Below are 22627 nucleotides of genomic sequence, written 5' to 3' on the forward strand. Positions count from 1 at the left end.
TTGCTGAACTATGGCTGAAGATCAAAACCCACCTGCTGACGAGCAGGACAAAAACAATAATGAGCGTAAGCGCCCGGGCAAAAAACCGTTAATTATCCTCGGCATTGTCGTGGTGGTAATGGTCGTCGTGGCGCTGGTCTGGTGGTTTTTAACCCGTAACGAAGAGACGACTGACGACGCCTTTACCGACGGCGACGTGGTGACGATTGCCCCCAAAACGGCGGGCTACGTTACCGAGCTGCGGGTGCGCGATAACCAGCGCGTGAAAAAGGGCGATCTGCTGGTGGTCATCGATCCGCGCGATACCACCGCCCAGCGCGATCAGGCTCAGGCTCAGCTTGGGCTGGCTATCGCGCAGCTGCATCAGGCCCAGGCGCAGCTGGCGCTCTCGAAGGTGCAATATCCCGCCCAGCGTGACGAAGCCAAAGCGCAGGTGCTGAAAGCGCAGGCCGATCTGGCGAACGCCCAGGCGGAGTACCGTCGCCAGCGCGGCGTCGACCCGCGGGCGACCACCCAGCAAAGTATTGATTCCGCGAACGCTCAGCTGCGCAGCGCCCAGGCTGGCCTTGCCAGCGCGCAGGCGCAGCTGGAAGTGGCGGAGCAGGTACAGCTGCAAATCCGCCAGCAGGAGACCAACGTCGAAGCCCGCGAGCGTCAGGTCGACCAGGCTAAAGCGCAGCTGGAAACTGCGAACCTGAACCTCTCTTACACCGAAGTCCGCGCCCCGTTCGACGGCTTTGTCACCAAACGCAACGTGCAGCCCGGCACGCTGGTGCAGGCGGGCACGGCCCTGTTCTCGCTGGTCTCCCCGAACGTGTGGATAGTGGCGAACTTTAAAGAGTCTCAGCTCGAGCGCATGAAGCCCGGCGATAAGGTTACCGTCTCCGTGGATGCGTGGCCGGATATGGAGCTTGAGGGCCACGTCGACAGCATCCAGCAGGGCAGCGGCTCGCGCTTCTCCGCCTTCCCGGCAGAAAATGCCACCGGCAACTTCGTCAAAATTGTGCAGCGCGTGCCGGTGAAAATCGTGATTGATAAGGGACTCGATCAGAATAAACCGCTGCCGCTGGGGCTGTCGGTTGCACCGAAGGTGACGGTGGAATGACGGATCACAGCCACGATAACTGGAAGCCCGCCAGCAACCCGTGGGCGGTGGCGATTGTCGTCACCCTGGCGGTGTTTATGGAAATTCTGGACACCACCATCGTCAACGTGGCGCTGCCGCACGTGGCGGGGTCACTCTCGTCCAGCTATGACGAATCCACCTGGGTGTTAACCAGCTATCTGGTGGCGAACGGCATTGTGCTGCCCATCTCGGCGTTTTTGAGCCGGGTGTTTGGCCGCAAGCAGTTCTTTCTGATCTGCATCGTGATGTTTACCGTCTGCTCGTTCCTGTGCGGGATTGCCACCGAGCTGTGGCAGATCATCCTGTTCCGCGTGTTGCAGGGCTTCTTTGGCGGCGGACTGCAGCCCACGCAGCAGTCGGTGCTGCTCGACTACTTCAAGCCTGAAGACAGGGGCAAAGCGTTTGGGCTTTCCTCCATTGCGATTATCGTTGCGCCGGTCCTCGGCCCGACGCTGGGCGGTTGGATCACCGACAACTACTCCTGGCGCTGGGTGTTCTTTATCAACATCCCGGTGGGGATTGTCACGGTGCTGGCGATCTACCAGCTGCTGGAAGATCCGCCCTGGGAGAGCAAATCAAAAGAGAAGCTGACGATCGACTGGACGGGGATCGGCCTGATTGCCTTAGGGCTTGGTTGTTTGCAGGTGATGCTCGACCGGGGGGAAGATGAAGACTGGTTCTACTCGAACTTTATCCGCACCTTCGGGGTGTTAACACTTATCGGCATTATCGGCGCAATCTACTGGCTGGTGTATGCCAGAAAGCCGGTGGTGGATCTCCACTGCATGAAAGATCGCAACTTCGGCATCTCCAGCCTGCTGATGGCGGGGATGGCGATGATCCTCTACGGCAGCTCGGTGGTGATTCCGCAGCTGGCGCAGCAGGATTTGGGCTATACCGCCACCTGGTCCGGGCTGGTGCTGTCGCCCGGCGCGGTGCTGATTGTGCTGACCATCCCGCTGGTGCTGAAGCTGATGCCGGTTGTGCAGACGCGCTGGATCATCGCCTTCGGCTTTACCTGCCTGGCGGTGTCGTTCTTCTGGTCGCGCACGCTGACGCCGGATATAGACTTCGAAACGCTGGTGCTGTTCCGCAGCGCCCAGTCGATTGGTCTTGGGTTCCTGTTTGTGCCGCTGACTACCATCGCCTTTATCTCGATACCGAGGCGGCTCAACGCCGACGCGGCGGCGCTGTTTACCATGTTCCGCAACGTGGCGGGCTCAATTGGGATTTCGCTCTCGACGGCCGCCATTACCGAGCGCTCGCAGGCGCACAGCGCCCATCTGGCGTACCACGCCTCGCCGTTTAACGAGCAGTTCCAGCAGGCGATACGCGAAAGCGCCCAGGCGATCCAGAACTTCACTACCCAGGTGGGCGACCCCACCGGCATCGCCACCGGGCGGATGTACCAGACGATGATCGAGCAGTCGCGCTTTTTGGCCTACATCGACGTCTTCACCATCCTGAGCGCGGTGGCCTTGTTACTGATTCCGTTTTGTTTGTTGCTCTCGCCGGTTAAGAGCGAGGGGAGTGCAGGAGCACACTGATGATACACAGACGTTTACACCCTCTGATGATAATGATGCTGCTGGTGGGCTGCGCCGTCGGGCCGGACTACCAGCAGCCCGCGCCGCCCGCCGTTACGCACTGGAACGATAAGGGCGACAGCGCGGTGAAATCGCAAACCACCTCCGCCGCGACCAACCCGCGCTGGTGGAAGACCTTTGGTTCGCCGCAGCTCGACAGCCTGGTCGAGCGCGCCATCGCCGGGAACCTGACGCTGCAGCAAACGGTGCTGCGCATCGCAGGAGCGCGTGAGCAGATTAACCAGGCGGGCGGGGCGTTTTTCCCGTCGGTGAACGGCAATCTGCAGGCGACGCGCCAGCAGCTCGGGCTGGAAGGGGAGCTGAAATCCCACGGCGTGTATGACCAGCTGGATAATGTCGACCCTGAACTCAGAGGCGCGCTGGGGCCGCTGACGCAGCCGATCAATCTCTATCAGGGCAGCTTCGACGCCCAGTGGGAAATCGACCTCTGGGGCAAGGTGCGCCGTCAGGTAGAAGCCGCAGAGGCGCAGCAGAAGGCCGCAATCGAGCAGCGCAACGACGCGCTGGTATCGCTGGAAGCAGAAGTGGCGCGCGCGTGGCTCCAGCTGCGCGGGGCGCAGAGCATTATCGCCACCCTGAACACCCAGATTAAAAGCGCCCAGCAGACGCTGGATCTCACCGAAAGCCGCCAGCGCGGCGGGCTGTCACCGCAGATGGACGTGGAAAACGCCCGGGCGCAGTTGGGCAATCTTGAAGCGCAGTTGCCGCAGTATCAGGCTCAGGAACGACAGGCGATGAACGGCCTGGCTATATTGCTCGGCAAGCCGCCGGGTGCGCTGGATGGCGAACTTCAGTCTGTGCAGCCAATGCCCGCACTGCCGGATATCGTACAGACCGGCATTCCGTCCACGCTGGCGCGCCGTCGCCCGGACGTGCGCGAAGCGGAGGCGAACCTTCATGCCGCCACGGCGCAAATCGGCGTCTCGGTGGCGGAACTGTTCCCGAGCTTTACCCTCTCGGGTCAGTTTGGCCTGCGCAACAGCGAAACCAACTGGCTGACCGACTGGAGCAGCCACTTTTACAGCTTCGGTCCGCAGGTCTCCATTCCCATCTTCCAGGGCGGTCGACTGGTCTCCAGCGTCAAGGTGGCGCGCGCGCAGCAGGGGGCGGCGGTGCTGGACTATCGCCAGACGGTCCTGACGGCGCTCGGGGACGTGGAAAATGCGCTGGTGAGCTATCGCACCGACCAGCAGCGTGAAGCGGGCCTCGCGAAAACCATCGACGCCCTGCAAAACGCCTTTGATTTAGCCAGCGACAGCTACCGGCAGGGGATCGCCAGCTTTATCGACGTGCTGGACGCCCAGCGGCAGCTGGCGCAGGCCGGGCAGCAGCGCGCGCAGGCGCAGGTCCAGAGCGCGCTCGATCTGGTGGCGCTCTACAAGGCCCTCGGCGGCGGCTGGGAGCCCTATCAGCAGGTGCAGCTCCCGGATTACAGCGTCTTTGGTGATGCCCCGCGCGGATAAATTCAGAGGATTGGGCAAGAAACGGACAGGAACGCCACATTCGCGATGGCTGAGGGGCGGGTATAACTAACAGGCACCCAATCGACATGCGAGGAATGACTTATGCGTTATCAAAAACTGGGCAACACCGGTCTGTTTGTGTCTGAACTCTGCCTCGGCACCATGACCTTCGGCGGTGAAGGCGGCATGTGGGGCAAGATTGGTCAGCTTCAGCAAAACGAGGCCGAGCAGCTGGTGGGCCGCGCACTGGATGCCGGGATCAACTTCATCGACACCGCCGACGTTTACTCGGAAGGGCGCTCGGAGGCAATTCTCGGGCAGGCGCTGAAAAACCTCAACGTCCCGCGCGAAAATGTGGTGGTTGCCACCAAGGTGTTCGGTGAAACCGGCACCGCGGGGGTGAACTCGCGCGGCAGCTCGCGGTATCACATTATCAGCAGCGTGAAGGAGAGCCTGCGCCGCCTGCAGCTGGATCATATCGATCTCTATCAACTGCACGGTTTCGACCCGGCAACGCCGATTGAAGAGATGCTTTATGCGCTGGATAACCTGGTGCAGCACGGCCACGTGCGCTACATCGGCGTTTCTAACTGGGCGGCATGGCAGATTGCCAAAGCGCTCGGTATCTCTGAACGCCTCGGGCTGGCGCGTTTCGCGTCGCTGCAGGCGTATTACACCATCGCCGGGCGCGACCTTGAGCGCGAGCTGGTGCCAATGATGCAGAGCGAAGGCGTCGGCTTGATGGTCTGGAGCCCGCTGGCGGGCGGCCTGCTGAGCGGAAAATATGGCCGCGACGGGACGAGCGAGGCCGGTAGCCGCCGTCTGGAATTTGACTTCCCGCCGGTGGATAAAGATCGCGCCTTCGACTGCGTGGACGTGATGCGCACGATTGCCGAGAGCAAGGGCGTCTCTGTCGCGCAAATCGCCCTGGCGTGGCTGCTGCACCAGAAAGCGGTGACCAGCGTCATTATTGGTGCGAAACGCGTCGATCAGCTGGACGACAACATTGCCGCCACCGGGATCCTCCTCAGCGAAGACGAGCTTAAGCAGCTGGATGCCGTCAGTGCAATGCCGCGCGAATATCCGGGCTGGATGCTGGAGCGTCAGGGGGAATATCGCCGCAATCAGCTTGCGCAACAATAACCTTCCTTTCCCCGGCGGCGTTTCGCCTGCCGGGGCTTTTTTTCCCGCACTGCTCACAAAAAACGATCCTCCTCTTTGATCCTCATTTCATCTTCGCCTATATGACTAGTCATGAAATATTAAATGACTAGTCATATAGGGAGAGAGCATGAACAATTCGCTGCCGGCCAACTTTTTATGGGGCAACTCGGTGTCCAGCATGCAGACGGAAGGCGCATGGAACGAGGGTGGAAAGGGGATGTCGGTCTACGACATTCGCGAAGCCGGAGAAAACATCTCCGACTGGAAAGTGGCAACCGACTCCTACCACCGCTACCGGGAAGATTTCGACCTGATGCAGGATCTGGGCATGAACTGCTACCGCTTCCAGATCTCCTGGAGCCGCGTCTGCCCGCAGGGCGACGGCGTGTTCAATGATGAAGGCATCGCGTTTTACGACCGCTTTATTGACGATCTGATCGCCCGCGGCATCGAGCCGATGGTCTGCCTGTACCACTTCGATATGCCGCTGGCGCTGGCGCAGGAGTACAACGGCTTCAACGACCGCCGCGTGATGGACGCCTTTATCCGCTACGGCAAAAAAATGATCGACTGCTTCGGCGACCGCGTGAAGTACTGGCTGACCTTCAACGAGCAGAACATCTTCCATATGCCGGAAGCGTTCCGGATTTCCGGCTACATGAAAGGGGGGCAAACCCTGCGCGAGCTTTATGAGCTGCAGCACCATGCGATGGTGGCGCACATGTCGCTCACCGAGTACCTGCACCAGACCAAACCGGGCCAGCTGATGGGCGGCATGCTGGCGCACCAGCTGATCTACCCGGCCACCTGCAAGCCGCGCGATATCTTCTGCGCCCAGCAGTACGACGAATTCCTCAACCAGAACCTGCTGCGCGTCTTTGCCGGTCAGGGCTACAGCCCGGCGGTGATGGCGGTGGTGGAGCAGGAGGGCTTTGGCGATATCTACCGTGCTGAGGACCTGGCGCTGTTCGCCCGTACAAAGAACGACTATATGGCCTTCAGCTACTACGCCAGCAAAACGCTGGACAGCGATGCGATCCCGGAAGGCACGCCGGTGAACTATTACCTGCTGCACGGCGAGAAAAACAACCCGTACCTGAAAGCCACCGAGTGGAACTGGCAGATCGATCCACTCGGTTTTCGCACCATCATCACCCGCTACGCCAACGACTGGCGGATGCCGGTCTTCCCGATTGAAAACGGTATCGGGGTGATTGAGTCCTGGGACGGCGTAAATCCAATCGACGACACCTACCGCATCGACTACCACCGGGCGCATATCAACGCCATGAAGGACGCGATGTTCGAGGACGGGGCAGAGGTGATCGGCTACCTCGGCTGGGGGTTAATCGACATTCTCAGCTCCCAGGGCGACATGCGTAAGCGCTACGGCGTGGTCTATGTCAACCGGGAAAACCACGACCTGAAAGACCTGAAGCGTGTGCCGAAGAAAAGCTACGCGTGGTTAAAACAGGTAATCCATACCAACGGACGCGAGATGTAAGCCGTACGCTGCCGGGCCGTTTTTGTGACTGATTGATGGGAATTATCCGCTATGTCTGAAGCAAAAATAACACCGCACATGCAGTCTTTTGTCGATAAATTTGTTGAGTTCTCGGCGCGCCTGGCAAACCAGGTGCACCTGCGTTCCCTGCGCGATGCCTTCGCCACGGTGATGCCGATTTTCATCCTCGCCGGTCTGGCGGTGCTGGTGAACAACGTGGTGTTCCCGTGGATTTTTGAGGGCGACACGCTCGCGCAGTTTAAGGTGTGGGGCGAGGCGATCGTCAACGGCACGCTGAACATTGCCGCGCTGCTGCTGGCGCCGATGATTGCCTGGTCGCTGGCGCGCAACAAAGATTTCGGCAACCCGGTCTCGGCAGTGGTTATCGCCGTCAGTAGCTTCATCATCATGATGCCGATGCGCTTACAGATTACGCCCGTAGGCAGCGACGCCGCGGTGAACGTCACGCAGGTGCTGACGTTCGCCAATATCGGCTCTACCGGGATTTTCGCCGGGGTGCTGATCGGGCTACTCTCAACGGAGCTGTTTATCACCATTTCGCGGCTGAAGGCGCTGCACATTTCGCTGGGGGAGAACGTGCCCCCGGCGGTCAGCCAATCCTTTACCGCGCTGATCCCAACCATTCTTACCCTGTCAGTGTTCGCCGTGCTGGCGGCGCTGCTGGCGAATGTGCTGCACACGGATCTGATCCACCTCATTACGACCTTTATCCAGCAGCCGCTGCGGCTGATCAATACCAGCCTGCCGGGGACGATTTTCATCTACAGCTTCGGTAACTTCCTGTTCACGCTGGGTATTCATCAGTCGGTGGTCAACAGCGTGGTGCTGGAGCCGTTCCTGCTGATCAACACCAACGAGAACATGCTGGCCTTCGCCAACGGACAGCCCATCCCGCACATCATCAACAATATCTTCGTGCCGACGTTCGGCATGGTGGGCGGTACCGGCAGCACGATCTCGCTGCTGATCGCCATTTTTATCTTCTCGCGGCAACAATCGGCGAAACAGGTGGCGCGTCTGTCGCTGGCGCCGGGCCTGTTCAACATCAACGAGCCGGTCATTTTCGGCCTGCCGATCGTCTTTAACCTGCCGCTGATGATCCCGTTTGTGCTGCTGCCCGCCATTGGCATTTACTTTGCCTGGCTCTGCACCACGCTGGGGTTAATGTCGCGCTGCGTGGTGATGATCCCGTGGACCACGCCGCCGATCCTCAGCGCCTGGCTGGCGACGGCGGGGGACTGGCGGGCGGTGGTAGTGCAGTTGGCAATCATCGTATTTGGTGTATTCTTCTACCTGCCTTTCCTCAAGATTGCCGAGCGAGTGGCGTTGAAAAACAGCGGGATAGAAAACTAACGGTAAGGAAGGACGATGGCGGCGAAGTACATCACCATAGCGCGGGAAATTAAGAAACGTATCATCACCCAGCAGTACGCCGCCAATGAACCCCTGCCGGACCAGTTTGCGCTGGCGGCGGAGTTCAGCACCAGCCGGATGACCATTCAGCAGGCCATGCGCCAGCTTATCGTCGAAGGGCTGGTCTATACCCGTCAGGGGCAGGGAACGTTTATCCGCAAGAATTTCCTTCAGCTTTCCCGGTGGGATCTCTCCGGCAGCGACTACTTCGGCGCCACCAAAACCTGGGAACATCTGGGTACGGTCACCAGCCAGGTGGTGCATTTTGAACTGCGCTTCCCGAACGAAAAAGAGCAGGCGTCGCTGATGATTAACGCCGATGCGCCTGTTTATGACTTTATTCGTCTGCGTTTGCTGAACGGGGAACCCATGTCGCTGGATTCGACGATAATGCCGATGAATCTGGTTCCCGGCCTGACGAAAAGCCATCTTGAAGGTTCGGTGTTCCAGTACGTGCAGGAGACGCTGGGGCTGAAAATTATGGGGTCGTATCGCGTCGTGCGCGCGCTGAAGCCAAACGCGCTGGATATGCAGCACTTAATCTGTGAGCAGACCGATCCGGTGCTGGAGGTGGAGCAGGTGATTTATCTGGAGGACGGCACAGCGCTGGAGTACGCCCATTGCCACTATCGCTACGACCACGGCGGGATTGTGATCGTCAATAACGGATAAAAAAAGCGGGCATCGAAGCCCGCTTTTTTAATGTTGCTCTATCAGTTCAAACGAACCGGCATACCGGAACGGTTTTGAATCGCCTGGTCAACGATGGTCGTTTCCACGTCAGCCTGAGAGGTCACGGACTGCACCGCGCTGTTCAGCGAAATTGGCACGATCTCGTTGTTGTTGATCTGGTCTTCGCTGGTGGACAGCGGGTTGTGCACTTCAATATAACGGCTGCCGTCTGGCTCAGACGTTGCTTTCACCGGTTCGTTGATGAACTGCACGCGCGTACCGACCGGCACGTTTTCGAACAGGAACTTAATGTCGTCGTTACGCAGACGCACGCAGCCGTGGCTTACGCGCAGGCCGATACCGAAGTTGGCGTTGGTCCCGTGGATCGCATACAGACGACCAATATACAGAGCGTACAGGCCCATAGGGTTATCCGGACCTGCCGGCACAACGGCGGGCAACGGTTCGCCCGCAGCGATGTATTCTGCGTGCATTTTCGCGGTCGGCGTCCAGGTTGGGCCCGCTTTCTTACGCTCTACTTTGGTGGTCCAGTTCAGCGGGGTGTCTTTGCCCAGCTGGCCGATACCGATTGGCAGCACGATAACGGTGTTGGTACCTTTCGGATAGTAGTACAGACGCATTTCGGCGCTGTTGATCACGATGCCTTCATGAACGGTATCCGGCAGGATCAGCTGCTGAGGGATGTTCAGCACGGTACCCGCTTTCGGCAGATACGGATCAACGCCCGGGTTGGCTTCCAGCATGTTGGACAGGCCCAGCTGATACTGCGCAGCGTAGTACTCCAGCGGCTGCGTGTTACCCTCAGGCACCGTCACCACCTGGTTTTGACCCACCAGACGGCTTCCGTCTGTCGGCAGGGGATACGTCACCGCAGACGCGGTCTTACAAAAACCTACTACGGCTAACGCCGCCGCAAAAAGCGTTGTTAATTTCATGTTCATGTTGTGCGAGGTATCTAAGCCATTCTGGCGATGAGTTGATAAGTCTGAATCTGTGATGGGAGCGCATTATATGTGCATTCCCGCTAACAGGGAATTCAGATGTGTACGAAATCACATTTTTTTCGATTTTGTTAAAGTTTAGTGGATCGCCGCAACACGGGATCTCAATTCGGAATTGTGGCATAATGCCGTGTTTATCACACTTTTCGCAGGAATCTCCCCGTGTTAGTTACCAGCAACGTCACTATGCAGTTTGGCAGTAAGCCGCTGTTCGAAAACATTTCCGTCAAATTTGGCGGCGGCAACCGTTACGGCCTGATTGGTGCCAACGGTAGCGGAAAATCCACCTTCATGAAGATCCTCGGCGGTGACCTGGAGCCGACGCTCGGCAACGTGTCGCTCGACCCTAACGAGCGCATCGGTAAGCTGCGTCAGGATCAGTTCGCCTTTGAAGAGTTCACCGTGCTCGACACCGTGATCATGGGGCACGCGGAGCTGTGGGAAGTGAAGCAGGAGCGCGATCGCATCTACGCGCTGGCCGAAATGAGCGAAGAAGACGGCTATAAAGTGGCCGATCTGGAAACGCAGTACGGCGAGATGGACGGTTACTCAGCGGAAGCGCGTGCGGGCGAGCTGCTGCTGGGCGTGGGCATTCCGGTCGAACAGCATTACGGCCTGATGAGCGAAGTCGCGCCAGGCTGGAAGCTGCGTGTGCTGCTGGCTCAGGCGCTGTTCTCTAACCCGGACATCCTGCTGCTCGACGAACCGACGAACAACCTGGACATCGATACCATCCGCTGGCTGGAGCAGACGCTGAACGACCGTGACAGCACCATGATCATCATCTCGCACGACCGTCACTTCCTGAACATGGTCTGTACCCACATGGCGGATCTGGACTACGGCGAGCTGCGCGTTTATCCGGGCAACTACGACGAGTACATGACGGCGGCCACCCAGGCGCGTGAACGTCTGCTGGCGGATAACGCCAAGAAGAAAGCGCAGATTGCGGACCTGCAGTCCTTCGTCAGCCGCTTCAGCGCCAACGCCTCAAAATCGCGCCAGGCAACGTCGCGCGCCCGTCAGATCGACAAAATCAAGCTGGAAGAAGTTAAAGCTTCCAGCCGACAGAACCCGTTCATCCGCTTCGAGCAGGACAAGAAGCTGTTCCGTAACGCGCTGGAAGTGGAAGCACTTACCAAAGGCTTTGATGAAGGCCCGCTGTTTAAAAACTTCAACCTGCTGCTGGAAGTGGGCGAGAAGATCGCCATTCTGGGCGCCAACGGCGTGGGTAAATCCACTATGCTGAAAACCCTGGTGGGTGAACTGCAGCCGGATAACGGCACCGTGAAGTGGTCTGAAAACGCGCAGATTGGTTACTACGCGCAGGACCATGAATACGAATTCGAAAACGACCTCACCGTCTTCGACTGGATGAGCCAGTGGAAGCAGGAAGGCGACGACGAGCAGGCGGTGCGCAGCATTCTGGGTCGTCTGCTGTTCAGCCAGGACGATATCAAGAAGCCAGCCAAAGTGCTCTCCGGTGGTGAGAAGGGCCGTATGCTGTTCGGCAAGCTGATGATGGAAAAACCAAACATTCTGGTGATGGACGAACCGACCAACCACCTGGATATGGAATCTATTGAGTCGCTGAACATGGCGCTGGAGATGTATCAGGGCACCCTGATCTTTGTCTCTCACGACCGTGAGTTCGTCAGCTCACTGGCGACCCGCGTGATCGAAATTACGCCAGAGCGCGTGGTGGACTTCACCGGTAACTACGAAGATTACCTGCGCAGTAAAGGTATCGAGAGTTAAAACAAATTCCCCTTACCCCGACCCTCTCCCCATAGGGGAGAGGGCTAGGGTGAGGGGCTCTGTTACAGCACCCACTCGCCCCCTTCAACCCCGTTCACCAGCAGCGTACGTTTTTCCCCTACCGGCAACGACACCTTCAGCGCCTTCCACGCCGGACGATAGTCCCCGCGCGCGTTGACCTTCAGGTTGATGGTTGCGCCGTCGCACACCATTTCCCACTCCACCCACAGCGCATTGCCGTTCTGGTAGCCCCAGCTTTCGCCGTCGTCTTCAAACAGCATTCCTGAGGTTGTCCCCACGCCCTTCACCGGGAACAGCTTCAGCTCGCGGGTATCGTCTTTATCGGCGCTAACGTGACGGATGCGCTCGCTGAGCGGAAGAGCGGCACCGGCGCGCACCAGCAGCGGCAGTTGTTCCAGCGGGGCATCGAGGACGATCGACTGGCCCCCCGCATACCACGCGTGGGTGTAAAAATCGTACCAGCCGGTTTCGTTATCCGGCAGCCAGACGCGGCGCTTGCGCTGCCCGGCTTCAACGACGCTGGCCACCAGCAGGTCGCGGCCCAGCAGGAAGTCATCGCACTCTTCGAAGGTCTGCGCGTCGTGCTCGTGGTCGAGGAAGGTCGGGCGCAGCATCGGCTCGTCGTCGGCGTGCGCCTGCCAGAGCAGGGTGTAGAGGTACGGCAGCAGGCGGTAGCGCAGCTCAATCGCGCCGCGAATGGCGGGCGTGACGCCCGGGTACATCCACGGCTCGTTCACGGTGTGGTCATCGTTCCACGAGTGAATGGTAAAGCGCGGATGCATCACGCCGTTCTGCACCCAGCGCACAAACAGCTCTGCGTCCGGCTTGTCGCCGGAGAAACCCCCGACGTCGTGACCGACGTTGAACAGCCCGGACAGGCTCATGCCCAGCCCCATGCGGATGTTATAGCGCAGGGTGTCCCAGCTGGTGCGGTTATCGCCGCTCCAGGTCTGGACGTAGCGCTGCATCCCGGCGCAGCCGGAGCGGGAAATCAGATACGGACGCTTCTCCGGTGCGAAACGCTGCTGTGCTTCCAGCGAGGCGCGCATCATCAGCAGCGGCATCACCGGGCGAATATGCTTGATGGCGATCTCTTTGCCAAAGCCAAAGCAGCGGGCTTCCCCGTCCCACACTTCATACTCGTTGTTGTCGTTCCAGGTGGAGTCGATGCCCATTTCCAGCAGCTGTGTGGTGACGCCGTTCTGCCACCACTGCACCGTCTGCGGGTTGGTAAAGTCGAGGTGCGAGCCTTCGTCATCCCAGAAGCTGGAACGTTCGGGCGCGTCGGTTTCTGAATCGCGAATGAACAGACCGCTTTCCGCCACTTCGTTATAGCGCGGATGGTCCTGCAGCAGGCACGGCTTGATGTTCGCAGCCAGCTTCAGCCCCGCGTCGTGGAACGCCTGGCTCATCACCTTCGGCTGCGGCACCTTGTCGTAATTCCAGTTAAAGACGTAGCGCTTGCCGTTAATGGAGGTATAGCCGGACGAGAGCTGGAACGAGTCGCACGGAATGGCGTGCTCTTCGCACAGGCGGATGAAGTTCATCAGCTGGTTTTGCGCATCCGGCGCGTCAGTGTAGTGCATGGTCGAGCCGCTGTAGCCCAGGCTCCACTTCGGCCCGAACAGCGTTTTCCCGGTCAGGCGCACGAAGGCTTTGGTCACGTCCAGCACGCGCTTGCCGGTAAAGATGTAGTAATCAATATCGCCCGCTTCCGCCTGCCAGCGGCGGTAGGCGGTGTGGTAGTTGTCGATCTCGTTGCCCAGATCCAGCCAGCAGCTGCTCAGGTTGTCGTAGAACAGGCCGTAGCTCACGTCATCGCGGCGGGTGATAGTGAACGGGATGTGCTTGTACAGCGGGTCGGTGCTGGCCGCGTTGTACCCCATCGCGTCAAGGTTGCGCATCTCGTAACGTTTGCCGTTGCGCTGCAGATCGCCCGCTTTCTCGCCCAGGCCGTAGAAACGCTCGTCCTTACGGCGGCTGAGGTAGTGCGCCACGCCGTCGCCGTGGGCGTTCAGCAGGTAGGCGCTGGTCGGACGGTCATTGACCAGCGGCTGCCACTCGCCTGCGTCATTGCGGTAGTGCCACTCCAGCCACAGGGGCTGGTGGACGGTCACGCGCAGCTGTTCAGTCGCTACGGTTAATGTGTCGTCCTGCTGCGTCAGCGTCCAGGCCGGGCAGGAGAAACCGCTCAAGTCGTCACGACGGCGGCCTTCCCACGGCACGTCTTGTTCCGGCGCGATGCTCCAGGTGCGGTCCAGCGCCAGCTCGCCTTTGCGCTTAATCAGCACGCGGAACAGGTTCTCTTCCAGCACATACAGGCACAGGCGGTGCTGGTTATCCACCAGCAGTTCCAGATGGTTCGCCGACTGCGTATCAACGGTCCAGTTTTTCAGGGTTTTCATATGCAATACATCCACTATCAGGCGCGCTTGGCGCGACGTTCAGCAATAAATGCTACCAGGAAGACAGCGCCAATCAGGTCAAAGAAGCCCATGGCAATAAAGAGCGGGTTAAAGCCGATTTTGTCGGCGGTCACCCCGATTAACAGCGAGAACAGGAAGCTGGCGATCCACGCCGCCGAGCCGCGCATACCGTTGACGGTCGCCATCTGGCCTTTGTCGAACGACTCCACGACCAGGGCGCTCAGCATGCAGGAGATGATCTGGTGCCCGAAGCCGCCGATGGAGATCAGCACGATGGTGATGTACGGGTCGCGAGTCACGGCGACGATGGCGAGAGAAATCATCAGGAACGCGCCGGTAGCGGAGCTTGCGACGACCGAGTTCACACGGGTGCAGCCGAACCAGCGGGTGTACAGGCGCGTCAGGTAGCCGCTCGCCACGCTGCCGAGGTCGGCGGCGAGGAACGGCAGCCAGGCGAACATCGCAATCTGCTTCAGATCCATGCCGTGCTCTTTGGCGAGGTACAGCGGCACCCAGAAGCTCAGCACGGCCCAGGCCGGTTCCGCCATAAAGGCCGGAATGGCGATACCGTAGAAGCGTTTGTTTTTCGATACGGTTTTCAGCGCCGTCAGGAAGGGCAGCTTGACCGGTGCGGGTTCGTTATCCTGCTTAATAAACGCCAGTTCGTCCTTGCTCAGGTTCGGGTGCTGTTCCGGGTTGTGGTAGAACACCCACCAGAGGATCACCCACAGCAGCGCCAGCACGCCGGTGAACATAAACGCGCCCTGCCAGCCGAACGAGGCGTGCGCGAAGTAGATGATAGGCGGGGCCAGCATCGCGCCGATGGAGAAGCCCACGCCCGCCCAGCCGGCGGCAACGGGACGCTCCGATTTCGGGAACCATTCGCCAATAGTTTTGGCGTTCGCCGGAGTGGCGGCGGCCTCTGAGGCGCCCATAAAGAAGCGCAGAATCGCCAGATGCAGCCAGCTTCCGGCGCCCGCGTGGAAGATACACATCAGCGCCCAGATCCCGGCGCAGACCATAAAGCCAATCTTGAGGCCGATAACGTCGATCAGCCAGCCGCACAGGGGCTGGAAAATGGTGTAGGCGATCTGGAACGCGCCGACGATCCAGGAGTATTGCTCGGTGGTGATCCCGAGGCTCTCTTTCAGTTCCGGGGCGAGGATCCCCAGCGAGTTACGGGTGATGTAGTTAACGGTGACGCCAAGTAAGAACAGCACCAGCACGTACCAGCGCAGGTTCTTGATGACGCGACGGGTTTTGCTTGTCGCAACGGTGTTATTAATGTCCTGACTCATTTTACTCTCCACAAGACGGACGGTAAGGGGACGGAGGTTCAGGTATCACACAGATTGTTATGCCTTTGATTTCTATCCGTTTAGAATACTTAAGTTGGTATACAACTAGTATGGAAGCTGTGTGACAAGTTCACCTTAAGGGAGAAAATGAGCAGGCAATAGCGGATTTTGTGCAAAATTTCTCATAACTGACCATAACCCTCTGGCATGATGGCTTTTATATCAGTTATTGCCTGATGGATACGCTATGAAAATTTTTTCATTTCGCAAATGGAGCCAGATCACAAAATGGACAAAAGGCTAAAAATCACCGAAATTGCGGCCCGGACGCAGCTCTCCATCAGCACCGTCTCGCGCGTGCTGGCGGGAAAAGCGAATACCAGTGAAAAGGCGCGGGCTAAGGTGCTGGCGTGCGCGAGGGAGCTGGGGGTGATGGACGGCATGGCGGCGGGGCGCTTGCTGCTTAACAGCCTGGTGGTTTTTGCTCCTCAGCGAGCCTTTGACGAGCGGTCCGACATCTTTTACTACCGCGTGATCCAGAGCGTGAGCAAAGGGCTTGCCTCGCACGAGGTTCGCCTGCGCTACTGCGCGCTGGAGGAGAACGACAGCGATGCCCAGCTGTTTCTGGCACGCATGAACGAGCCCGATACCCAGGCGGCGATTCTGCTCGGTATCGACGATCCGCATATCCACGATCTGGCGGTGGACGTGGGAAAACCCTGCATGCTGATCAACTGCCGGGACCGCCACATGCGCCTCCCTGCCGTCGCGCCGGATCATCGCGCCATCGGCGAGCGGGCGGCAGAGTACCTGTTCGAGATGGGGCACCGCGAGGTGATGAGCGTGCTGTGCCTGCGTCGCTACACCATGGAGCTGCGCCTGTCGGGGATCCGCGACGCGTGGCACGCCCATAACCTCAGGTTTAACGACAGGCGCGACCTGCTGGTGGTTCCAAGCTTCAGCGCCAGAGAGACGGAGCAGCTGGTGAGTGAGTGGCTTAACCAACAGCAGGGAAAAGACCTGCCGACGGCGTTCCTGGTCGGGGGTGACTTTATGGCGGCGGGCACCATCAGCGCGCTGCAAAACCACGGTCTGCGCGTGCCGCAGGACGTCTCGGTGATGAGCATAGACGGGTTTAACCTGGCGGCGATTCAGGATGTGCCCTTAACGGCGGTGCATGTTCCCCGCGATGAGCTGGGAACGGAAGCGGTGCATATGCTCCAGCAGAGGCTGATGCGCCCGGACGCGCCGGTGGGGACGTTACTGCTTAACGGTACGTTGACCGTGCGGGAATCGGTACGGCGGATACGTCAGGGGAAACGACGCACCGCCGTGGAGCGGGAAGGGCTGTACGACAGTTAAGCCATGCCCAGCGCGCGCTTGCCGTGGATGTTGAGATCGTTCACGGTAAAGCGGCCCTGCCAGCTCTTTTCATAATCTTCACGCGGGAAGTCTCCCGGCGACGCGCCGGTTTCCAGCGCTTCCTTGACCTTTTTCGCGTAGGCGAGGTTTTTCTCGCACATTGGCGCGGCGGGGATGTACATCACGTTGCCCCAGCCCTGCTGATTTTCCACCGGCGCGACGGAGTGGATCACGTCGCAGTGCCACCACACGGAATCGCCCGCTTCGAGTGCCGGAATGCTGGTCAGCGCTTCGATGAGCAGCGGGTGCCACTTCTCGGAAATCGGCAGCACGCGCCCCGGCGCGACGCCGCAGAGTTCATCTTCCGGCACGTCGTCCAGCAGCGGACGCAGCAGAATGTACGCCATCGCTTCCGGGATCGGCACCACATGCAACAGCCCCTGTCCGGGGATCATGTCCGACAGCGCCGTCCAGCCCTGGAAGGTGCGGAACACCGAACATTTGGTGGTGTTATCGACTGTGTACTCTTCCACTTCGGTGCGGTGCGCGGCGTTCCACGGATCGTATTTCTCGACGTTGCCGTCAAACACGCGGGCAAACACCTGCTGGTAGGCCGGAAGCAGCCAGCGCTCCAGCGCGCCGGAATCGGTGTGCGCGCCCAGCCCTTTGGAGGTCGTTCCCGGCGGGCGGCGGCGGATGCGGTCCGGATAAATGACGCTCACGTCCGGGTCGAACCACTGCTTGCCGTTGCTCTCGAATGTCCATAAACGGTTCAGGAACGACTGCACCTGAGCCATTTCTTCGCTCTGGCGCGCCTGCATCTGCGCCTGCGACCAGTAGATCGGGTAAATCTCCGGGCGGGAGGCGGTTAAGGTGCCGAAGAAGTTATCGCCTGGCCCTTTGTAGACCTCGTCAAACTTGTTCAGATCGAGGTAGTCGAGCATCGACTGATCCCACGCCAGCGCCTGCTCGCGCGGGAAGTGACCTTTAATCACCGCGCAGCCGCGGCGTTTTACCGCTTCGCGCTGTGCTTCTGTCATCGTGCCGTTTTTCACATCGGCAAACGGAATCACCGGCCAGACGGATTCACCTTTGTTTTTAAGGGCGTTGATCTCCGCCACGCGGGTGGCAATTTTATCGCTGAGCTTATTAAACACCGCCTGCACGTCGCCGATCTGCGCGCGTAACTCACGTTTTAACTGACGGATTGCCGCTTTGTGATCCGCTGGCAACGTTTCACTGGTAAAGGTCATAACTGCCTCGCATCTTTCATTCGAAAGTAAAAATGTCTACAAGTGATACTTTAAGTTAAAAATAAGTTAATGCAAGTTTAAAAACTTGACGCAAGCCACAGGATGGAAAAAGAGTGAGAGGCCGGAGCGGGGCTCCGGCAAGGAAAGGTTCAGGCGTCGAAAGGAGAGTGGTTGTCGAGCACGGCCTGAATGACGTTCAGCGCGCCCTGATGGTTGTTATCGTCGGTGCAGTAGTGGCTAATGTCTTTAATGCTCTCTGCTGCGTTGCCCATCGCAAAGGCGTATTTCACCAGCTTCAGCATCTCGGCATCGTTGCCGCTGTCGCCAATGCCCACGCACTCCTGCGGGGAGATTTTCCAGCGTTTCAGCAGGCGGCTGATGCCGTTGGCCTTGTGCAGGCCGGGGATAATCAAATCGACAAAACCGAAACCGCTGGTGACCGGCTTCATGATGCCGTCCAGGGAGACGTGCAGTTTATCGACCAGGTTCGGGATATCGCTGTCCGGCAGGTTCAGGGAGAACTTAAACAGCACGTCGTCAATTTCGCGGTAATCGCTGATGCGCTTTAAGCGGTGGTAGTGCTTTGACATCAGCGCCACGAACGCTTCAGGGGCCTGGTCGCTGACGTAGGCACTCTCCAGCCCGCAGGCCACGAAGTTCAGCCCTTTGTCTTTCAGCAGTTCGCCAATAACAATCTGCGACTCATGGCGGGTCAGCTCGCCGTGGAAAATCTGTTCGCCGTGGTCGAACACCAGCGCGCCGTTTTCCGCCACGAAGGAGATCTGCTCTTTCAGCTCGGGGAAAAAGGAGATGAGCTGGTAATACTGGTTACCGCTGGCGACAACGAATTCAATATCGCGGGATTTAAGCTGCTCAAACTGTGCCTGGAAGCGGTCACGATCGTACTGCTTGGCATCATCAAGGAAAGTTCCGTCCATATCGGTGACGATAACTTTAACGGTCATACTGTGCTCCTGGGTCACTGCGTTTTGAAACATTCTAATAACAAGGTGACGGGGAGCACAAATTTAATTTCGAATGAAAGTCAGAAAGCCGGGTGGCGGCTTCGCCTTACCCAGCCTACGGGGAGAATTGTAGGCCCGGTAAGCGCAGCGCCACCGGGCGTTTTTTTACAGCGTATGCTCAGTACGCGCAATAATATCATCCTGCGCATCCGGCGACAGGGCGGTGAAGAACGCCGAGTAACCCGCCACGCGCACGACCAGGTCGCGGTACTGGTCCGGGTGTTTCTTCGCGTCCAGCAGCGTGTCGCGGGAGACGATGTTGTACTGAATATGCCAGCCCTTATGCACCTCGAAGAAGGTGCGCAGCAGCACCATCAGCTTCTGGCGATCGCTGTCGTTTTCCAGCGTCGACGGGTTCAGTTTCTGGTTCAGCAGCACGCCGCCGAGTATTGCCTCGGTAGGCAGTTTACCGACCGAGCCGATGACCGCCGTCGGGCCGAGGTGGTCGGTACCGGAAGCCGGGCTTGCCCCTTCCGCCAGCGGGGTATGCGCCTTACGTCCGTCCGGCGTCGCCATCGTTGCCGCGCCAAACGGCACGTTCGCGGAGATAGACGACGTGCCCGCGTAGTAGTTACCGCCAATCGGGCCGCGGCCGTAGCGCGGATTGTGGTACTGCTTCAGCTCTTCAATATAGGTCTGATAGGCGCGCGTCAGCAGCATGTCCACGCTGTCATCGTCGTTGCCGTACTTCGGCGCGCCGTTGATCAGGCGCTGGCGCAGCTGCTCGTGGGTCAGCCCGTCGAAGTCATCCGCCAGCGCCGCCGCCAGCTGCTGCTGACCTACAGCGCCCTGCTCAAACACCAGCTTTTTCACCGCTGCCAGGCTGTTGCCGAGGTTGGCGATACCCACCTGCAGGCCGGAAACCCAGTCATACTTCGCGCCGCCCTGCTTGATGCTTTTCGCGCGTTCGATGCAGTCGTCCACCAGCGCCGAGCAGAGAATATCGTGGACGTTCTCCTCCAGCATGGTGTCTACCACATACTCGATCTCGATGGATTTGCGGGTGTAGTAGCGGATCTGGCTGTCCCACGCCGCCATCACTTCATCGAAGTTATCGAAGTTACCGGCGGAGAGCGCTTTCTCCTGCGGCAGGAACACTTTGCCGCTGGTGGCGTCGCGTCCGCCTTCCAGCGCGGCCAGCATCACGCGGGCGAAGTTGATAAAGCTCATGCCGGTGCAGCGGTAGCCCCACTTGCCGCCCACGGCGGTTTCAATGCAGCCGATGGCCGCGTAGTCGTAGGCGTCGTCGCGTTCAACGCCGAGCTTGATGAATTCCGGGATCACGATTTCATCATTGTTGAACGCGGGCATCCCGAAGCCGCAGCGGATCACCTGTACGCAGGCATCGAGGAAGTCGTTGCTCATGCCCGCGTGGTAGCGCACGCTCAGGTTTGGCTGGGTGGAGCGCAGGCGACCGCAGGATTCCAGAATCGCGTAGGAGAGCGGGTTCACCGCGTCCATCGGCTCACCGTTGACCAGCTTCTGACCACCGATGGTGACGTTCTGGTACAGCGGGCTACCGGCGGAGGCCTTGGAGTGGGAGCCGGAGCGGATCTTGTTCACTTCCAGCAGCTTCAGCCAGCAGCTGTGCAGCAGCTCGATGGCGTGCTCGCGGTCCAGACTCTGGTCCAGCTCCACGTCGCGGCGGTAGAACGGGTAAAGGTACTGGTCCATACGCGCAAACGACACGGAGTGGCCGTTGGACTCAATCTGCAGGATCAACTGAATGAAGTAGCACAGCTGCAGCGCCTGCCAGAAGGTTTTTGGCGGCTCGTGGGCAATCACGTCGCAGTTTTCCGCCATCGCCAGCAGCTCGTCGCGGCGGCTTTCGCGGGTCTCGGTAGATGCCATCTCACATGCCAGATCGGCGAAGCGTTTAATGTGCAGGCTCACGGCTTCCAGCACGATATCAATCGCTTTCAGGAACTGATCGCCGTGCAGGTCTTCCAGCACCGTCAGGTTGATGCGCGAGCGGCGCTCGGCCACTTTGGCGCGCAGGCCGTCGAGGCCTTTTTCCAGCACCAGCGGGAAATTAACGGCCAGGTGCGCGTCGCCGGAGGTCATGTTGCCTTCGGCTTTGATGATGCCGGTTTCCAGCAGGCCTTTCTGCTCGTCGGTGAACATGCCGTAGCAGCGATCCTGCACCGTCTGGCCGCGCCACCACGGGCAGATCTCATGCAGCACGCGCTTGTTCTCTTCGCTTACCGCAAAGCCCGCGCCCGGGCGGTCCGCCAGATCGTCTATCTCTTTCTCAATCCAGGAGACGGTGTATTCCGGGAAAATCGGCGCGGCGCGCACTTCGCTGGCCTGGTTGCCGATAATCAGCTCGTCGTGTTTGATCCAGATGGTACGTTCCGCCAGGTGATGTGCCAGCGCCAGCGCGCGACGCACCGGGATCGGCTTGTCCATGTGCTGCTGGTACATTTCGGTGTAATGCTGTGCGCGCTCGGTACAGACCGGCGGCTTGACGATATGCACCAGCGCCATTTTATGCGCTTTAATCCGTTCGCTGAGGGTGTTGAGATTCAGGGTGGTCATAGGTTTATCCTCGTAAGGTCGCGGTTAACCCTTTCTGGCAGGCGTACTGCTGTGCGAAGTCCAGCAGGGCAGGGTTATCCAGCGGTTTGTCAGGGGCAGAGTAGGGTTGGCCGAGCAGGGTGTATTTGTTCATGCCCAGCGTGTGATACGGCAGAAAATGAATATCCCCGACGCCGAGCTCGTCGGCGGCGAAGTTAGTAATGGCGGTGATGGACGCTTCGTCCGCATTAAAGCCCTGGATCAGCGGCACGCGGATGGTGATTTTTTTCCCGGCCGCGGCAAGGCGTTTCAGGTTGTCCAGGATCCGCCTGGCCGAGCCGTCGGTCCACTGTTTGAACACCGCTCCGTCGACGTGCTTAAGGTCGGCAAGGAACAGATCGACGTACGGTAATGACGGCTCGATATAATGCCACGGCACGTGAAGGCAGGTTTCCACGGCGGTGTGGATGCCCTGTTTGTGGCTGGCCTTAAACAGGGCGTGCGCCAGCGCTGGGTTCATAAACGGTTCGCCGCCGGAGAGGGTGATCCCGCCGCCGCTGCGGTCGTAGAAAGGTTTGTCGCGCAGCACGGTGGCCATGATCTCGTCCACCTGCTTCTCTTCACCGCAGACGGTCAGCGCCTGCGTTGGACAGCAGTCGGTGAGGGCGTTAAGCGTCTCTTCACTCAGCTTTTCGCGGTGGATGACCAGGCCATTGAGCGCGCGGTCGATACAGCCCGGTGCCGCCAGCTGGCAAAGGTCGCAGCCCTCCAGGCACAGGCGCGCGTCAAACAGCACGTCCCGGCTGCGGGAGCGGCTTTCCGGGTTCTGGCACCAGCGACAGCCCAGCGAGCAGCCTTTCAGGAACACCACGGTTCGAATACCGGGGCCATCGTGGGTAGAGTAACGCTGAATATTGAAGATCATGATTTCGCCTCTCATCTTGCATATGAAGATTAAATTACTTTCGAATGAAA

General features: G+C 59.3%; 16 protein-coding genes. 9 read left to right on the forward strand and 7 right to left on the reverse strand.

Features of this window, described 5'->3' with window-relative positions; genetic code table 11:
• Positions 1 to 10: 10 nt before the first annotated feature.
• The 7 genes from MX657_RS07245 (at position 11) to MX657_RS07275 (ending at position 8970) form a co-directional block, all read left to right on the forward strand.
• Positions 11 to 1105, forward strand: coding sequence for an HlyD family secretion protein (locus MX657_RS07245; protein ID WP_080327810.1), 1095 nt, complete (start codon positions 11 to 13; stop codon positions 1103 to 1105).
• Positions 1102 to 2673: a DHA2 family efflux MFS transporter permease subunit gene (locus MX657_RS07250; protein WP_346807850.1), complete on the forward strand. Its 1572-nt coding sequence runs from the start codon at positions 1102 to 1104 to the stop codon at positions 2671 to 2673. The genes MX657_RS07245 and MX657_RS07250 overlap by 4 nt, the downstream gene beginning before the upstream one ends.
• Positions 2673 to 4196: an efflux transporter outer membrane subunit gene (locus MX657_RS07255; RefSeq protein WP_346807851.1), complete on the forward strand. Its 1524-nt coding sequence runs from the start codon at positions 2673 to 2675 to the stop codon at positions 4194 to 4196. The genes MX657_RS07250 and MX657_RS07255 overlap by 1 nt, the downstream gene beginning before the upstream one ends.
• Before the next feature lie 102 nt (positions 4197 to 4298).
• Positions 4299 to 5339 (forward strand): aldo/keto reductase, encoded by a 1041-nt coding sequence (locus MX657_RS07260; RefSeq protein WP_346807853.1) that lies wholly within the window; start codon positions 4299 to 4301, stop codon positions 5337 to 5339.
• 148 nt (positions 5340 to 5487) lie between these two features.
• The gene (locus tag MX657_RS07265; protein ID WP_346807854.1) at positions 5488 to 6864 is read left to right on the forward strand and encodes a glycoside hydrolase family 1 protein; all 1377 of its coding nucleotides are present in this window, start codon (positions 5488 to 5490) and stop codon (positions 6862 to 6864) included.
• 51 nt (positions 6865 to 6915) lie between these two features.
• Positions 6916 to 8238 carry a PTS sugar transporter subunit IIC gene (locus tag MX657_RS07270; RefSeq protein ID WP_346807856.1) on the forward strand — a complete coding sequence of 441 codons (1323 nt, stop codon included), beginning with the start codon at positions 6916 to 6918 and terminating at the stop codon, positions 8236 to 8238.
• Between the two features lie 15 nt (positions 8239 to 8253).
• The gene (locus tag MX657_RS07275) at positions 8254 to 8970 is read left to right on the forward strand and encodes a GntR family transcriptional regulator (protein WP_080327804.1); all 717 of its coding nucleotides are present in this window, start codon (positions 8254 to 8256) and stop codon (positions 8968 to 8970) included.
• Positions 8971 to 9011: 41 nt separating this feature from the next.
• Here MX657_RS07275 and ldtB read toward each other — a convergent pair whose 3' ends face one another.
• Positions 9012 to 9932 carry a L,D-transpeptidase gene (gene ldtB / locus MX657_RS07280; protein ID WP_080327803.1) on the reverse strand — a complete coding sequence of 307 codons (921 nt, stop codon included), beginning with the start codon at positions 9930 to 9932 and terminating at the stop codon, positions 9012 to 9014.
• A 222-nt stretch (positions 9933 to 10154) separates the two neighbouring features.
• On the opposite strand from ldtB, the gene MX657_RS07285 reads away from it, so the two are divergent.
• Entirely contained in the window at positions 10155 to 11750 is a 1596-nt protein-coding gene (locus MX657_RS07285; protein ID WP_346807857.1) for an ABC-F family ATPase, read from the forward strand.
• A gap of 62 nt (positions 11751 to 11812) precedes the next feature.
• Here MX657_RS07285 and MX657_RS07290 read toward each other — a convergent pair whose 3' ends face one another.
• Positions 11813 to 14176 (reverse strand): glycoside hydrolase family 31 protein, encoded by a 2364-nt coding sequence (locus MX657_RS07290; protein ID WP_346807859.1) that lies wholly within the window; start codon positions 14174 to 14176, stop codon positions 11813 to 11815.
• A 17-nt stretch (positions 14177 to 14193) separates the two neighbouring features.
• Entirely contained in the window at positions 14194 to 15495 is a 1302-nt protein-coding gene (locus MX657_RS07295) for an MFS transporter (RefSeq protein WP_346807861.1), read from the reverse strand.
• A 288-nt stretch (positions 15496 to 15783) separates the two neighbouring features.
• On the opposite strand from MX657_RS07295, the gene MX657_RS07300 reads away from it, so the two are divergent.
• Positions 15784 to 16857, forward strand: a complete 1074-nt coding sequence (locus MX657_RS07300) for a LacI family DNA-binding transcriptional regulator (protein ID WP_346807862.1) — start codon at positions 15784 to 15786, stop codon at positions 16855 to 16857.
• Here the strand turns inward: MX657_RS07300 and MX657_RS07305 are convergent.
• The 4 genes from MX657_RS07305 to MX657_RS07320 form a co-directional block, all read right to left on the reverse strand.
• Entirely contained in the window at positions 16854 to 18110 is a 1257-nt protein-coding gene (locus MX657_RS07305) for a DUF1479 domain-containing protein (protein ID WP_119917198.1), read from the reverse strand. The two genes, MX657_RS07300 and MX657_RS07305, sit on opposite strands and share 4 nt — an antisense overlap.
• 149 nt (positions 18111 to 18259) lie before the next feature.
• Complete coding sequence (locus MX657_RS07310) at positions 18260 to 19075, reverse strand: Cof-type HAD-IIB family hydrolase (protein ID WP_119917197.1); 816 nt, start codon at positions 19073 to 19075, stop codon at positions 18260 to 18262.
• A gap of 165 nt (positions 19076 to 19240) precedes the next feature.
• Entirely contained in the window at positions 19241 to 21673 is a 2433-nt protein-coding gene (locus tag MX657_RS07315) for a formate C-acetyltransferase/glycerol dehydratase family glycyl radical enzyme (RefSeq protein WP_346807864.1), read from the reverse strand.
• Between the two features lie 4 nt (positions 21674 to 21677).
• Positions 21678 to 22577 carry a glycyl-radical enzyme activating protein gene (locus MX657_RS07320; RefSeq protein ID WP_346807866.1) on the reverse strand — a complete coding sequence of 300 codons (900 nt, stop codon included), beginning with the start codon at positions 22575 to 22577 and terminating at the stop codon, positions 21678 to 21680.
• Positions 22578 to 22627 lie beyond the last annotated feature (50 nt).

Source organism: Enterobacter chuandaensis, assembly GCF_039718975.1.
Classification (GTDB): Bacteria; Pseudomonadota; Gammaproteobacteria; order Enterobacterales; family Enterobacteriaceae; genus Enterobacter; species Enterobacter chuandaensis.

Excerpts from the sequence above, each read along its gene's own strand:
- MX657_RS07245 (WP_080327810.1), top strand. The coding sequence starts at position 11 with ATGGCTGAAGATCAAAACCCACCTGCTGACGAGCAGGACAAAAACAAT.
- MX657_RS07250 (WP_346807850.1), top strand. The coding sequence starts at position 1,102 with ATGACGGATCACAGCCACGATAACTGGAAGCCCGCCAGCAACCCGTGG.
- MX657_RS07255 (WP_346807851.1), top strand. The coding sequence starts at position 2,673 with ATGATACACAGACGTTTACACCCTCTGATGATAATGATGCTGCTGGTG.
- MX657_RS07260 (WP_346807853.1), top strand. The coding sequence starts at position 4,299 with ATGCGTTATCAAAAACTGGGCAACACCGGTCTGTTTGTGTCTGAACTC.
- MX657_RS07265 (WP_346807854.1), top strand. The coding sequence starts at position 5,488 with ATGAACAATTCGCTGCCGGCCAACTTTTTATGGGGCAACTCGGTGTCC.
- MX657_RS07270 (WP_346807856.1), top strand. The coding sequence starts at position 6,916 with ATGTCTGAAGCAAAAATAACACCGCACATGCAGTCTTTTGTCGATAAA.
- MX657_RS07275 (WP_080327804.1), top strand. The coding sequence starts at position 8,254 with ATGGCGGCGAAGTACATCACCATAGCGCGGGAAATTAAGAAACGTATC.
- ldtB (WP_080327803.1), bottom strand. The coding sequence starts at position 9,932 with ATGAACATGAAATTAACAACGCTTTTTGCGGCGGCGTTAGCCGTAGTA.
- MX657_RS07290 (WP_346807859.1), bottom strand. The coding sequence starts at position 14,176 with ATGAAAACCCTGAAAAACTGGACCGTTGATACGCAGTCGGCGAACCAT.
- MX657_RS07295 (WP_346807861.1), bottom strand. The coding sequence starts at position 15,495 with ATGAGTCAGGACATTAATAACACCGTTGCGACAAGCAAAACCCGTCGC.
- MX657_RS07300 (WP_346807862.1), top strand. The coding sequence starts at position 15,784 with ATGGACAAAAGGCTAAAAATCACCGAAATTGCGGCCCGGACGCAGCTC.
- MX657_RS07305 (WP_119917198.1), bottom strand. The coding sequence starts at position 18,110 with ATGACCTTTACCAGTGAAACGTTGCCAGCGGATCACAAAGCGGCAATC.
- MX657_RS07310 (WP_119917197.1), bottom strand. The coding sequence starts at position 19,075 with ATGACCGTTAAAGTTATCGTCACCGATATGGACGGAACTTTCCTTGAT.
- MX657_RS07315 (WP_346807864.1), bottom strand. The coding sequence starts at position 21,673 with ATGACCACCCTGAATCTCAACACCCTCAGCGAACGGATTAAAGCGCAT.
- MX657_RS07320 (WP_346807866.1), bottom strand. The coding sequence starts at position 22,577 with ATGATCTTCAATATTCAGCGTTACTCTACCCACGATGGCCCCGGTATT.